Genomic DNA, 13829 nt, shown 5'->3' on the forward strand with positions numbered 1-13829 from the left:
AGACATGTACTCATTCGACTATCAACGTCCGGAAGACGCGCAGGCGGCGGTCGCGTCCTTGAGCGGCAATGGCGACGCCAAATTTCTCGCGGGCGGCCAGAGCCTTCTGCCGACCATGCGCCTGCGGCTCGCGCAGCCGTCCGCGCTGATCGACGTGACGCGCATCGCGTCGATGAAAACGGTCGCGCTCGATGCGGGCAAGCTGGCCATCGGCGGCGGCATGTGCCACGCGCAGGTCGGCGCGAACGCGGACGTGAAGCGCGCGCTGCCGGGACTCGCGGACCTCGCGAGCCGCATCGGGGACCGGCAGGTGCGCGAGCGCGGCACCATCGGCGGATCGCTCGCCAACGACGATCCCGCCGCGTGCTATCCGTCCGCCGTGCTCGCGCTGAACGCGACCATCGTGACGGACCGCCGCCGCATCGCCGCCGACGACTTTTTCATCGGCATGTACGAGACCGCGCTCGAACCCGACGAACTGATCACGGCCGTCGAGTTTCCGCTCGCCGAGCGCGCGGGCTACGAGAAGTTTCGCAATCCCGCGTCGCATTTCGCGCTCGTCGGCGTGTTCGTCGCGAAGCATGCGGACGGCGTGCGCGTCGGCGTGACGGGCGCGGCGCCTTCCGTTTTCCGGCCGAAGGAATTGGAGGCGGCGTTGTCGAGGGATTTCTCGGTGGCGTCGGCGCGCAGCGTGACGATCTCGCCAGACGGCCTCAACGACGACATGCACGCGAGCGCCGACTATCGCGCGCATCTGATTCCGGTGCTCGCGGGCCGCGCGATCGAACGCGCGCTGTCCTTCGCCGCGTGATGATCGACGAACCCGCTTCCATCGACGAGACGCTCGCGCGCCTGCGCGAGCAGCACTACTTCGCGAGCCGGGAACTGGCGACGGCGCTTTTTCTCGCGCTGAAAATGCAGCGCCCGCTCTTTCTCGAAGGCGAGCCGGGCGTCGGCAAGACCGAGCTTGCGAAGGCGGCGGCGGGGCTGTGCGGGACGACGCTTTTGCGTCTGCAATGCTACGAAGGGCTGGACACCGCGAGCGCGCTGTACGAATGGGACTATCCGCGCCAGATCATGGCGCTGCGGCTCGCGGAAGCATCGGGCGAAACGCCGTCGAACGATTCGCTGTATCGCGGCGAGTTCTTGCTCAAGCGCCCGCTCTTGCAGGCGCTCTTGCCCGATCCCGCGAATGCACACGCGCGCCGCGTGCTTCTGATCGATGAAATCGACCGTGCCGACGAGCCGTTCGAAGCGTTTCTGCTGGAACTGCTGTCGGATTTTCAGGTGTCGATTCCCGAGTACGGCACCGTGCGCGCCGCCCGGGCGCCGCTCGTCGTGATGACGTCGAACCGCACGCGCGAAGTCCACGATGCGTTGAAGCGCCGGTGCCTGTATCAGTGGATCGGCTATCCCGAGCGCGACGTGGAACTGGAGATCGTCGCGGCGCGCGCGCCCGAGACGGGCCGCGCGTTGCAGGCGCGCGCGGTCGCGTTCGTCCACCAGTTGCGCACGATGGACTTGTTCAAGGCGCCGGGCGTGGCGGAAACGATCGACTGGTGCCGCGCGCTCGCGGCGCTGTCGGTGTCGGAACTCGATCCGCAATCGGTGCAGAACACGCTCGGCGTCCTGCTCAAGTACCAGGACGATCTCGCGCGCATGGACGCATCGACGCTCGCGCACTGTCTGTCCGCAGCGGCCGCGACGTGACGATGGAACCGCTCGCGCGCAACGTCGTCCATTTCGTGCGCCTGCTGCGAGGCGCGGGGCTCGGCATGTCGCCGGCGCAAGCGGTCGATGCGCTCGATGCGCTGCGCTTCATCGACATCGCCCGCCGCGACGACGTGCGCGCCGCGCTCGCGTGCCTGCTCGTGCACGCAAGCGACGAGCGCGACATCTTCGATTCCGCGTTCGACCTCTTCTGGCGCGATCCCGACTGGGAAGGCAAGCTGCGCGCGCTTTTGCTGCCGAAGATCAAGAGCGGGGCGCCGCCGCCCAAGCGCAACAACCGTCTCGCCGATGCCCTCGCGACGCGCGCCGCGAGTGAAGAGAAGCCGCATCGCGAGGAAAAGGCCGAGGAAGCGCACGCGCGCATGTCGTTCAGCGCGCAGGAACGCCTGAGCCACCGCGACTTCGACACGCTCACCGCCGACGAGTGGCGCGCGCTGCGGCATCAGATTCGCGCGCATCGGCTGCCGCTTGCGACCGAGCCGACGCGCAGGCTCAAGGCGGCATCGCGCGGCACGCATGCGGACTTGCGCGCGAGCGCGCGGCAAGCCGTGCGCGCGGGCGGCGACTGGACCGTGTGGAAATATCGCGCGGCCGTGGAGCGTCGCCCGCCGCTCGTCCTGCTGCTCGACATCTCCGGTTCGATGAGCGCGTATTCGCGCGCGGTGCTGTATTTCTGTCATGCGCTCTTGCAATCGCGCGAGCGTCTGCAGGTCTTTCTCTTCGGCACGCGCCTCACGAACGCGACGCGCGCACTGCGCAAACGCGATCCCGATGTCGCGATCGCCGCGCTCGGCGCGCAGGTCGCGGACTGGTCGGGCGGCACGCGCATCGGCGCGGCGCTCGCGGAATTCAACCGGCGCTGGGCGCGTCGCGTGCTCGCGGGCCGCGCGACGGTGCTTCTCGTCACCGATGGACTGGACCACGACGCCATCGACGTGCTGGATGCGGAAATGGCGCGGCTCAAGCGATTCGCGCATCGGCTGGTGTGGCTCAATCCGCTGCTCGGATTCGCCGGCTTCACGCCGCGCGCGCGAGGCGTGCGCGCGATCCTGCCGCACGTCGACGCGATGCTCGCGGCTCACAACCTCGACAGCCTCGCCGCTGTCGGCCGGGAACTGGCGGCGCTTTCCACGCGCGGCGCGTCCCGGACGCCTGGAGGACACACCCGATGGAACTGACCGAAACGCATTCCCTGCCGGTGCCGCAGGCGCGCGCGTGGCAAGCGCTCAACGACACGGAGATCCTCAAAGCCTGCATCCCCGGCTGCGACAGCATCGAAGCCGATGGCGAAAATGCCTATGCCGTCGGGATGACTGCCGCCGTCGGCCCGGTCAAGGCACGCTTCAAGGGACGCATGGAACTCACCGAGATCGACGCGCCGCACACGTACACGATCGTCTTCGAAGGACAAGGCGGCGCGGCCGGCTTCAGCAAGGGCAGCGCGAAAGTGAATCTCGAACCGGGCGAAAACGCGGAGACGACCACGCTCACGTACAGCGCGCACGCGCAGGTCGGCGGCAAGCTCGCGCAGATCGGCTCGCGGCTCGTGGATGGCGCAGCGCGTAAGATTGCAGGTGAGTTTTTCAAGCGATTCAGCGCGCGGCTGCAAGGCGGCGACGAATCGCAGCCAGCGCAGAACGTCGCCGCGGACGAAGAAACCGGCGGCGAGAAGGAAGAGAAAGGGAAGAAATCATGGACAGCGTGGATCTCGAAGTCCTGAAACACAGCGCGCAATGGCTCGAAGAGGGCAAGCGCGTGCTGCTCGTCACGGTGGTGAAGACGTGGGGCTCGTCGCCGCGGCCCGAAGGCGCGATGCTCGCGGTGCGCGAAGACGGTCACGTCGTCGGGTCCGTGTCGGGCGGCTGCATCGAGGACGATCTGATCGACCGCGTGCGTCAGCGGGGCATCGAGCAGACGAAGCCGGAAGCGGTGAAGTACGGCATCAGCGCGGAAGAAGCGCATCGCTTCGGCTTGCCGTGCGGTGGCACCATTCAGCTCGTGCTGGAGCCGCTCACGCGCGAGAGCGGCATCGCGCAACTGTGCGCGGCGGTCGAAGGCGGGCGGCTCGTCGCGCGCACGCTCGACATGGCGACGGGCGCCGCGCATCTCGAACCCGCGCAGGCGACAGACGGCGTGCTCTTCGACGATGCTCGGCTCTTGACCATTCACGGTCCGCGTTACCGGATGCTCGTGATCGGCGCGGGGCAGTTGTCGCGTTACCTGTGCAGCATCGCGGTCGGGCTGGACTATCAGGTGACGGTCTGCGACCCGCGCGAAGAGTACACGGACGAGTGGGACGTGCCCGGCACGACCCTCGTCCGCACGATGCCCGACGACACCGTGATGGACATGAAGCTCGACGAGCGTTGCGCGGTCATCGCGCTCACGCACGATCCGAAACTCGACGATCTCGCGTTGATGGAAGCGCTGAAGACGCCCGCGTTCTACGTCGGCGCGCTCGGTTCGCGCCGCAATAACGCGGCGCGGCGCGAGCGTCTCAAGGAATTCGATCTGACCGACGCGGAACTCGCGCGGCTGCACGGACCGGTCGGCATCTACATCGGCAGCCGGACGCCGCCGGAGATCGCGGTATCGATTCTCGCGGAAGTGACGGCGGCCAAGAACGGCGTGTCGCTGCCTGAACTGCTGCAAGTGGAAGGCGCGAAGGCGGCGCGCGAAGTGGCGGGCAGAGCCGAAGTCTGCGGCGTTTGATCGCCGCGCGCCGGGAGGAAGGCGTCGGGCCATATAATAATCGTTCTCATTTGCGCGGCTATCCTCTGGTTCGCGCAAGCCGCCCTTCCACTCCGAACGCAGCCTCACCGAATGACCGGCAAATTCCTGACCGGCGAGACCGGTCGCACCGATGCGCCGAACGCGTCGAACGCCCATCGCCAAAATCGCCGTTCGAGCCAGCGTGCGCTGCGCGCGTGGTCCGTCGCGCATCGCTGGACGAGTCTCGTCTGCACGGCGTTCATGCTGCTGCTCTGTCTGGCCGGCTTGCCGCTCGTCTTCGGCCACGAACTCGATCTTCTGACCGGCGACGCCATCGAAGCGCCGGAACTGCCGGCATCGCAAGCGGATGCCCGCGCACGCTATGACGCTGTGCTGCGCGCCGCGCTCGACGCGCATCCGGGCCACGTCGCGCAATACATGATCTGGGAGCCGGACGCGCCGCTGCTGCCTGTCGTCGTGACCGCGCCGCGCGCCGACACGCCGCCCGACGATACGTCGAGCACGACCGTCGATGCGCGCACCGCGAAGCCGCTCGGCACGCCGCCGGGCAAGGGATCGCTCAAGTTCGTGCTGCTGAAGCTGCACGTCGACATGTTCGCGGGACTCTTCGGCAAGCTCTTTCTCGGCGCGATGGGCGTGGTGTTTCTCGCGGCCATCGTGTCGGGCGTCGTCGTGTATCTGCCGTTCTGGCGCAAGGTCGGGCTCGGGCGCGTCCGGTTCAGCAAAAAGCGGCGCATCGTGTGGCTCGACTGGCATAACGCCATCGGCATGTTGACGCTCGCATGGGCGCTGCTCGTCGGCGCGACAGGTTCGATCAACACACTCGCCGATCTCATGCTCGACGCGTGGCGCAACGATCAGCTCGCGCAGATGCTCGCGCCGTATCGCGGACAGCCGGCGCTGGCGGCGCGTGCATCCGTCGACGATGCGGTGAACGTCGCGCGCGGCGTCGCGCCGGGGATAATTCCGTCGTTCGTCGCCTTCCCCGGCACGCGCTTCAGCAGCCCGCATCACTATGCGGTATGGATGCGCGGCGACGGCATTCTGACGACGCGCATCCTGCGGCCGGTGCTCGTCGACGCCCGCACCGGCGCGCTCACGGACTCGCGCGAATTGCCGTGGTATCTGAAGGTGCTGCTGGGTTCGCAGCCGCTGCATTTCGGCGACTTCGGCGGCATGCCGCTCAAGCTCTTCTGGGCCGCGTTCGATGTGCTGACGGTTGTCGTGCTGGGGAGCGGGTTGTATCTGTGGGCGACGCGGCATAATGCGCGCAAGGGCGGGCGGGCCGGCTGAGAGGCGCGGCCCGCGCGGTTCACATCAATCCGCAAACAATCATCGCAACGAGCGACACGGTCACGATCGCCGCCCCGACCGTGCGGCGCTTATTCAACTCCGTCCACAGCAGCACGCCCGTCAGCGAAAGCAAAATCAGGCTGCCCGCGAGTGTATCGATCAGCAGCACCCAGCCCACGCTCAGTCCGACGCCCTTGTGCAGGTTCGTCATCATCGCGAGGAACGTGTTTTCGGTGCGTTTCACCGACACGAAGTTGTTGCCCACCCAGTATTCCGCCATCACGCTGCCGCCCGGCGATGCGACCATCACCGACCATTGCTCGGGCTGCATCGTGCTCTTGTCGCCCCAGCCGACGGGATGCGCCGGCTCGCGGCGCGTGCGGCCGAGGTTGCCGTCCACCTTCAGTTCCTTCTTGAGCCATACGCCCATGTCGCGCGGCGATTTGAAGCCGCCAGCCGGCAACGCGAGCTGCATTTGCGAGACCTGCGGCTCGCCCGTCGATACGCGCAGCGGCGGCGCGCGATGATTGAGCAGAAAGCCCGTCACGCCGAAAAGCAGCCCCAGCAACGCGCCCCACAAGCCGACCCAGCCATGAACCTTGCGCAGCCATTTGAGGAACGTCGAGCGGCGCGAGCGGTTCTTGCGCACGATCTGCTCGGCGTCGTCGATCAGGCGTCCATGCGGACGGTATTGCGCAGAGCCGCTCGTCGGCTGCGGTTTGAAGGTGTCGGGCGCGTTCAAGCGTCTCTCCGGGATCGGAACGGTTCGTGGGCACAGCCACGCTCCAACCGAATCGCAGATACGACTCGCGGTCAGCGCGGGCAAATGAGAATCGTTATCATTGCACGGCTGCCCGCGAGAGACAATGCTTTACGATCGCCCGACAACGCGCTTCGTTAACAGAAAATTTCAGACGGGCCAGAGCGGGCCTTCCTGCATCGCGCCGACTTGCTCGCGCAATTCGAGGATGCGTTCTTCCCAATAGCGCTGCGTGTTGAACCACGGAAAGGCTGCCGGAAACGCCGGATCGTTCCAGCGGCGCGCGAGCCACGCGGAATAGTGAATCAAGCGCAGCGTGCGCAGCGCTTCGATCAAATGCAGTTCGCGTTCGTCGAAGTCGCAGAAATCCTCGTAGCCGGCAAGCAAATCCCCGAGCGCGCGCGCCGCCTCCGCGCGCCCGCCCGGCAGCAGCAGCCACAAGTCCTGAATGGCGGGTCCCATGCGGCTGTCGTCGAAATCGACGAAATGCGGACCCGCGTCCGTCCACAAGACGTTGCTTGGATGACAGTCGCCGTGCATGCGCAGGCGGCGCACATCGCCGGCACGCTCGAAACAGTGCGCGACACCTTCGAGCGCCATCGACACGACGCGCTCATAGGCCTCGCGCACGTCGTCGGGAAGAAAGCGATGCGTCAGCAGAAAATCGCGCGGTTCGTAGCCGAACGTTTCGATATCGAGCGTCGGGCGCTCGCGATACGGCTCGATTGCGCCGACCGCGTGAATACGCCCGATGAAGCGCCCGAGCCATTCCAGCGTCTCGCGGTTGTCGAGGTCGGGTGCGCGTCCGCCGCGGCGCTCGAAGACCGAGAAGCGGAAGCCGTCGAACTCGTGCAGCGTCGCGCCTTCGAACACGCGCGCCGGGACGGCCGGAATCTCGCGCGCGGCCAGCGTCGCGACGAAAGCATGTTCTTCGAGGATCGCTTCGTTGGACCAGCGCGCCGGCCGGTAGAACTTCGCGATGACCGGCGGCCCGTCCTCGACGCCCACCTGATACACGCGGTTCTCGTAACTGTTGAGCGGCAGCAGGCGGCCATCGGTGCGCGCGCCGGCAGGCAGCAGCACGCGGTCCACCGCGTCGAGCACGCGCTCGGGCGTGAGGCCGGCGAAGGGCGGCGGCGAGGCGTCAGGCGCGGCTGACGCGTCGGCGGAATCGGGATGATGTGAGTTCATTCCGCCATTGTGCCGCGCCGTTGGCCTACCGGCACGCGGCTCAGTGAACGACCGAATTCGCCGGGCGCACGACGTCGCCCGTATCGATCAGGTCTTCGAGAAAGAACGGCTCCGTGTTGAGCAGCTTGGTGACGCCCGGCTCGCCGGCGTACCACGCGACCATGGCCATGTCGCCGAGAATGCGCATGACGATGCCGCGCGCGCCCTGAGGCACGGCAATATGCACGGAACGGACAATCGAACCGATTTGCATGATGATCCCCGTTTCGATGCCGGCTAATGATGAAACGCCGGTCAAGTGTTGCACCAGCACAGGCTTTTTGACGGCTCGTGCACCCGACAATCGCCGCGTTTTATTGCGGCAAGCGCGACAAGCGCGGCTTTCATGAACGATTGTGCTCCCACTTTAGCGTATGCCGACGCGCAAGCGCGATGCCCGTCGGCGGCTTTGTTGCCCTCGACACACGCTCGCGGGTAATTCTGTCCGGCGGCACGGCGAATGCGTCGCCCTATCGGGCGAAACCCTGAGGATCGGCGTATCGTCGTGGGTTTCGCATGTTAAGCGGGGACTTCATTCGTGAACGCATCACCGGCGCCGCAGCGCCCGGATCACCGTGACGACGAGGACGCGCCCGCCGCGCTCGCCGATTCCTATCTCGAACGCGGCTCTCGCGCGTACTGGCGCGCGTCGCTGGCGCTGCTGTTTGCGGGCTACGCCACGTTCTCGCTGCTCTACTGCGTGCAGCCGCTGCTTCCCGAATTCACGAAAACGTTCGGCGTCGCGCCGGCGGTCAGCGCGCTCGCGGTGTCGGTGAGCACGGCGGCGCTCGCGGTCGCCATTTTCATCGCCGGATTCGCGTCCGAAAGCTGGAGCCGCCATCGGCTGATGACGCTTTCGCTGCTTGTCTCGTCGGTCCTCACGGTGATCGCCGCCGTGCTTCCGAACTGGCACGCGCTGCTCATCGTGCGCGCGCTCGAAGGCTTCGCGCTCGGCGGCGTGCCGGCCGTCGCGATGGCGTATCTCGCGGAGGAAGTGCATCCCGAAGGGCTCGGACTGGCGATGGGCCTTTACGTCGGCGGGACGGCTATCGGCGGGATGGCGGGGCGCGTCATCAGCGGCATACTCGCGGATTTCTTCGGCTGGCGCGTGGCGATCGGCGGAATCGGCGTGCTCGGGCTCGTCGCGACGTTCGCGTTCCGCTCGCTGCTGCCGCCTTCGCGACGCTTCAAACCACGGCGCGGCGTCGGGTTTCAGCATCATCGGCGCTCGCTTGCCGGGCATCTGCGGCATCGCGGGTTGCCGTTTCTCTTTCTGACCGGCTTCGTGCTGATGGGCAGCTTCGTCACGCTTTACAACTACGTCGGCTACCGGCTGCTGGGCGCGCCGTTTCGCCTCAACCAGACGCAGATCGGCGCGATCTTCACCGTTTATCTGACGGGCGTGGTCGCGTCGCCGTGGTCCGGCAAGATGGCCGACGCGTTCGGGCGCGGCCGCGTGCTGATCGCGAGCGTGCTCCTGATGATCGCCGGCATCGCGCTGACGCTTTCGATGTCGCTGCCGGTCATCATCGGCGGCATCGCGTGCCTGACCTTCGGCTTCTTCGCGGGGCATTCGGTGGCGAGCGGCTGGGTCGGACGGCTCGCGACGCAAGCCAAGGGACAGGCGGCGGCACTGTATTTGCTCGCGTACTACCTGGGTTCGAGTCTCATCGGGTCGTATGGCGGGCACTTCTGGACCGCGTTCGGCTGGCCGGGCGTGGCGGGCCTGATCGCGGCGCTGCTCGTCGTCGGCGTCGCGGCGGCTGTCTATCTCAATGGCCGCGAGCGGGCGCTGTTGCGTCAGACGAAAGCTCGATGAAATCAGACGAAACTAAGGGTTTTACAGGACACGCTTAATAAAACGCCGCGCGAAGCCTTTTGCCGCAAGGCCTCGCGCCCGGCCGACCGCCGCGCCACGACGCGACGGCGCAACACGCTTTGCCTCGCGGCCTATACTCGGAATCGTCGATGCGCGCGAAAAGCACCGACGCGTTTCGGGCAATAAGAGCAGCACGATGGGAGACGCACCATGACGTATTTCACGATCGGCGACTTCATTCTTGTCATCCCGATGGCGCTTGCGGGCGCGCTGTTTCTCGGGGCCATTCCGTGCGCCACGCACTTCCGGAACAACGTGCTGAGAGCCTTCGGCGCGCTGGTCGGCGTGCTCGTCGCGTTTCTGCTCGTGGAGGGATTGCCCGCGCTGATATGACGACGCGCGGCCTTCGCCGCGCGCCGCCGCTGCGCCCGCTGCTTACAGGTGCTCGCCGAGGAACGTCAGCGTGCGCCCGTGCGCGAGCGCCGACGCGCCGCTGTTATACGACGCGCGGTCGCCGCAGTTGAAGCCGTGGTCAGCGTTCGGATAGACGTAAAGTTCGGCGTCCTTGCGGCCCGCAAAACGCTGGCGCACCGCGTCGACGGCGCCGGCGGGAATGTGGGCGTCGAGTTCGCCGTAGTGGAACTGGATCGGCGCTTTCACCTGATCGGCCTTGTCCAGCTGATTCTGAATGCCGCCGCCGTAGTACGCCACGGCGACATCCACCGTGCCTTGCGCCGCCGCGAGGTACGCGAGGCGCCCGCCGAAGCAATAGCCGATGGCCGCGACGTTTCCGCTCACTTCCGGCAGCGCGCGAAGCGCCTGCGCCGCCGCGCCGACATCCGCAACGGCTGCATCCACATTGGTCTTCTGGAGCAGTTCCATCGCTTTTTCGCGATCCGCGCCTTCGTAGCCGAGTTCGACGCGCGGCTGCGTGCGCCAGAAAACATCGGGCGCCAGCGCGACGTAGCCATCGGCCGCGTATTGGTCAGCGACGCTGCGAATGTGCGCGTTCACGCCGAAAATCTCCTGCAGGATGATGACGGCGGGACCCGTCCCCGCCTTGGGCAGCGCGAGATAGCCCTGAAAGCTGCCGCCATCGGCGGGAATGTCGATCCATCGGGAAGTCACGGTAACGGTCACGTCGATGCTCCTTGCTTGGTTGACTGATAGAACGAGAGGCGAGTGAGTTTGCCAGCTTTCCCTTTCAGTCGCCTGAGCGCGCCCGCTTCCCGGCGGGCGAGCAGGCACGCCGATTGACCGGCAGCCGATTTTTAGAGGCCTATGCCTAAAGGCAAGTGCAATTGAGCTTTAGAAACCGGCTAATGCGATTGAAGGCCGGCGATTATCGGCAGACGCGCGCGGAACCTGAACCGGGCGCGAACCGAACGCGAACCGCGGCCACTCCGATGCCGCCGAAACCCGCATCCACCGGGCGTCTTCGCGGAATCGTCATAGAAAACGCCACCACAAACGCGCGCGGTTCTCAACCCGTGGTTAATCGGTAGTCGCACCAGTATCTTAAAAAACTTCCCTAAATTAATTTGACAACCCTACACTTCTCGCGCGGTGCGGATGGCGGCTGCCACAAACAGCCGGCCGGAAGGACTTGCCAAGTGCGAAACGATGCATCCGGCGTGGTCGTCCACGGGACTGAGCGATCGTGATGAAGACGGGGCACAGGGCGATTACGTTGTTTTTGGGACCGAAACTGGAGACTTACATGAACACCAAGCTTCACAAAGTGTTGCCGATCAGCGCCGCAGCCGTGCTGTTCGCAACGTTGGCAACGTCCGCAGCAGCCGACCAGGTCGTCAAGATCGGTCACGTCGCACCGCTCACCGGCGGTATCGCTCACCTGGGCAAGGACAACGAAAACGGCGCGCGGCTCGCAGTCGAAGAGATCAACGCGAAGGGTCTCACGATCGGCGGCGAAAAAATCACCCTGCAACTGGACCCGCAAGACGATGCAGCCGACCCGCGTACCGCTACGCAAGTCGCGCAGAAGCTCGTCGACGACAAGGTTGTCGCGGTCGTCGGCCACCTGAACTCCGGCACGTCCATCCCGGCATCGAAGATTTATAGCGACGCGGGCATCGTCCAAATTTCGCCGTCCGCGACCAACCCGACCTACACGCAGCAAGGCTTCAAGACGACGTACCGCGTCGTCGCGACCGATGCTCAGCAAGGCCCGGCGCTCGCGAACTATGCGGCCAAGAGCCTGAAGGTGAAGAGCGTCGCGGTCGTCGACGATTCGACCGCCTACGGTCAGGGTCTCGCGAACGAGTTCGAGAAGACCGCCAAGTCGCTTGGCCTGAAGGTGGTGTCGCACGATGCGACCAACGACAAGGCCGTCGACTTCCGCGCGATTCTGACGAAGATCAAGGGCGAGAACCCCGACGCCGTGATGTACGGCGGCATGGACGCGACCGGCGGCCCGTTCGCCAAGCAGGCCAAGCAGCTCGGCCTGCGCGCGAAGGTGCTGGCGGGCGACGGCGTCTGCACGGAAAAGCTGGCCGACCTCGCGGGCGATGCGACCGACAACGTCGTGTGCTCGGAAGCCGGCATGGCGCTCGAGAAGATGGAAGGCGGCCAGGCGTTCGCCGCGAAGTACCAAAAGCGTTTCGGCCAGCCGATCCAGATCTACGCGCCGTTCACGTATGACGCGGTGTATATCATCGTCGACGCGATGAAGCGCGCGAACTCGGTCGATCCGGCCAAGATTCTCGCCGCGATGCCGAACACGGACTACAAGGGCGTGATCGGCCAGACGACCTTCGATTCGAAGGGCGACCTGAAGCACGGCGTGATCTCGCTGTACGACTACAAGAAGGGCAAGAAGACGCTGCTCGACGTCGTGAAGATGTAAGTTCGCGGCAGTCGGTGAAAGGCGCGTGCGTTTCGGCTCACGCGCCTTTTATATTTTCAGGCGCCTGAGAATGCGCGGGCCGATGACAGCGACGACCGCGCAGCACGCCGCGACCACGCACAGGCCGACAGGCAACGTGCTCACCTGAGCGACGCCGCCGATCAGCACCGGCCCGAGCAGTAAGCCGAAGTACGCCAGCCCCGCGACCTGCGCGAGCCCTTCCGCCGCCGTCACGCCATCGACGCGCGCGGCCGCCGCGAAGAGCACCGGCATCATGTTGGCGAGGCCGAGGCCCATCATCGTGAAGCCGGTCATCGCGACCAAAGCGTTCGGCACGAGAAGCGCCATCACCATGCCGACGAACGCCAGCCCCGCGCTGCCGAAGACGAGCTGCGGCGCGCCGAAGCGTGCGCGCACCGCGTCGCCGCCGAAGCGTCCGGCCGCCATGCCGCCCGAGAACGCGGCATACGCGGCGCTCGAGAGCGAAGGCGTTGCCTCGACGACATCGCGCATATAGACGGTGGCCCAGTCGTACATCGCGCCTTCCGCGATCAGCGCGACGAGCGCGAGACCGCCGAGCGCCCATAGCGCGCCCGAGCGCCACCGGTTCGACGACGACGCCTTCGCGTGCGCCTCGTGATGCGGTACGTGCGGCAGCACCGAGGGCATCGACGCGAGCAGCACGACGAGACTCGCGCCCGAAGCGATCGCCAGATGCGCGGCCGGCGCCAGACCGTGCGCGATCAACGCGCCGCCGATCGCCGCGCCCGCCATCCCGCCGATGCTGAACATGCCGTGCAGCGACGACATGATCGGCCGGCCAAGCGCTTCTTCGACGGCACTGGCCTCGGCATTCATCGCGACGTCGAGCGTCGCCATGCCGAAGCCGAAGGCGGCGAGCACGATCAGCAGCAGCCAGAAGTGCGGCACGGCGAGGATCAGCGCGCCGCATACGGTCATCGTGATGCCGCCCGCCATGCAGGCGGTGCGCGTGCCGGCGCGCGCGATCCACGAGCCGGTCGTGAGCATCGCGAAAATGGAGCCGCCCGCCACCGCGAAGAGCGCGAACGACAGCATGCCGGGGCTAAGGCCGAATTTGTCGCGCACGGTCGGGACGTGGACGCCCCATGACGCGTACATCATGCCGGCGATGAAGAAAATGGCCATCGTCGCGTAGCGCGCGCGCTGGCGGGTTGCCTCAGGCAGGCCGCGATGCAATGCGAGCGACGGATTGGACTCGCGGGCGGAGGAAGCGGAAGTCGAGTCGGACACGGGAAGTCGTTGGAAAGAGTGGCGCGGCGCAATGCGCGCGGACGCGAGGCGGACATGATGCCGCGAATCGCGCGAGCTTACGATTCTATCGAACGGCCGAGAGACACGCTCGGCGCGGCTGATTT

General features: G+C 66.3%; 14 protein-coding genes. 9 read left to right on the forward strand and 5 right to left on the reverse strand.

The features are described from left to right. Positions 1-4 precede the first annotated feature (4 nt). The 6 genes from LDZ27_RS14235 (at position 5) to LDZ27_RS14260 (ending at position 5757) form a co-directional block, all read left to right on the forward strand. The gene (locus tag LDZ27_RS14235) at positions 5-811 is read left to right on the forward strand and encodes a xanthine dehydrogenase family protein subunit M (protein WP_244814700.1); all 807 of its coding nucleotides are present in this window, start codon (positions 5-7) and stop codon (positions 809-811) included. Then, the gene (locus LDZ27_RS14240; protein WP_244814701.1) at positions 811-1710 is read left to right on the forward strand and encodes a MoxR family ATPase; all 900 of its coding nucleotides are present in this window, start codon (positions 811-813) and stop codon (positions 1708-1710) included. The genes LDZ27_RS14235 and LDZ27_RS14240 overlap by 1 nt, the downstream gene beginning before the upstream one ends. Before the next feature lie 2 nt (positions 1711-1712). Continuing rightward, positions 1713-2909 (forward strand): VWA domain-containing protein, encoded by a 1197-nt coding sequence (locus tag LDZ27_RS14245; protein WP_244814702.1) that lies wholly within the window; start codon positions 1713-1715, stop codon positions 2907-2909. After that, complete coding sequence (locus LDZ27_RS14250) at positions 2900-3451, forward strand: CoxG family protein (protein ID WP_244814703.1); 552 nt, start codon at positions 2900-2902, stop codon at positions 3449-3451. Before LDZ27_RS14245 ends, LDZ27_RS14250 begins: the two co-directional genes overlap by 10 nt. Next, complete coding sequence (locus LDZ27_RS14255) at positions 3424-4443, forward strand: XdhC family protein (RefSeq protein WP_244814704.1); 1020 nt, start codon at positions 3424-3426, stop codon at positions 4441-4443. The genes LDZ27_RS14250 and LDZ27_RS14255 overlap by 28 nt, the downstream gene beginning before the upstream one ends. A gap of 111 nt (positions 4444-4554) precedes the next feature. Next, complete coding sequence (locus tag LDZ27_RS14260) at positions 4555-5757, forward strand: PepSY domain-containing protein (protein WP_244814705.1); 1203 nt, start codon at positions 4555-4557, stop codon at positions 5755-5757. Positions 5758-5776: 19 nt separating this feature from the next. On the opposite strand, the gene LDZ27_RS14265 is transcribed toward LDZ27_RS14260, so the two are convergent. From LDZ27_RS14265 to LDZ27_RS14275, 3 genes are all read right to left on the reverse strand, one after another. Then, the gene (locus LDZ27_RS14265) at positions 5777-6499 is read right to left on the reverse strand and encodes a PepSY-associated TM helix domain-containing protein (protein ID WP_244814706.1); all 723 of its coding nucleotides are present in this window, start codon (positions 6497-6499) and stop codon (positions 5777-5779) included. A 168-nt stretch (positions 6500-6667) separates the two neighbouring features. Beyond that, a complete protein-coding gene (locus LDZ27_RS14270; RefSeq protein WP_244814707.1) occupies positions 6668-7708 on the reverse strand; it encodes a serine/threonine protein kinase in 1041 nt (346 codons plus the stop codon). 40 nt (positions 7709-7748) lie between these two features. Next, a complete protein-coding gene (locus LDZ27_RS14275) occupies positions 7749-7961 on the reverse strand; it encodes a hypothetical protein (protein ID WP_244814708.1) in 213 nt (70 codons plus the stop codon). Between the two features lie 324 nt (positions 7962-8285). On the opposite strand from LDZ27_RS14275, the gene LDZ27_RS14280 reads away from it, so the two are divergent. Together LDZ27_RS14280 and LDZ27_RS14285 are read left to right on the forward strand one after the other, a co-directional pair. Continuing rightward, a complete protein-coding gene (locus tag LDZ27_RS14280) occupies positions 8286-9566 on the forward strand; it encodes an MFS transporter (RefSeq protein ID WP_244814709.1) in 1281 nt (426 codons plus the stop codon). Positions 9567-9776: 210 nt separating this feature from the next. Next, a complete protein-coding gene (locus LDZ27_RS14285; RefSeq protein WP_244814710.1) occupies positions 9777-9959 on the forward strand; it encodes a hypothetical protein in 183 nt (60 codons plus the stop codon). Positions 9960-10001: 42 nt separating this feature from the next. Here LDZ27_RS14285 and LDZ27_RS14290 read toward each other — a convergent pair whose 3' ends face one another. Further along, positions 10002-10706: a dienelactone hydrolase family protein gene (locus tag LDZ27_RS14290; protein ID WP_244814711.1), complete on the reverse strand. Its 705-nt coding sequence runs from the start codon at positions 10704-10706 to the stop codon at positions 10002-10004. A gap of 580 nt (positions 10707-11286) precedes the next feature. Here LDZ27_RS14290 and LDZ27_RS14295 point away from each other — a divergent pair. Further along, entirely contained in the window at positions 11287-12432 is a 1146-nt protein-coding gene (locus LDZ27_RS14295) for a branched-chain amino acid ABC transporter substrate-binding protein (RefSeq protein WP_244814712.1), read from the forward strand. A gap of 48 nt (positions 12433-12480) precedes the next feature. Here the strand turns inward: LDZ27_RS14295 and LDZ27_RS14300 are convergent, their stop codons facing one another. Then, positions 12481-13704 (reverse strand): MFS transporter, encoded by a 1224-nt coding sequence (locus LDZ27_RS14300; protein WP_370653326.1) that lies wholly within the window; start codon positions 13702-13704, stop codon positions 12481-12483. Positions 13705-13829: the final 125 nt, after the last annotated feature.

The organism is Caballeronia sp. Lep1P3 (assembly GCF_022879595.1).
Classification (GTDB): domain Bacteria; phylum Pseudomonadota; class Gammaproteobacteria; order Burkholderiales; family Burkholderiaceae; genus Caballeronia.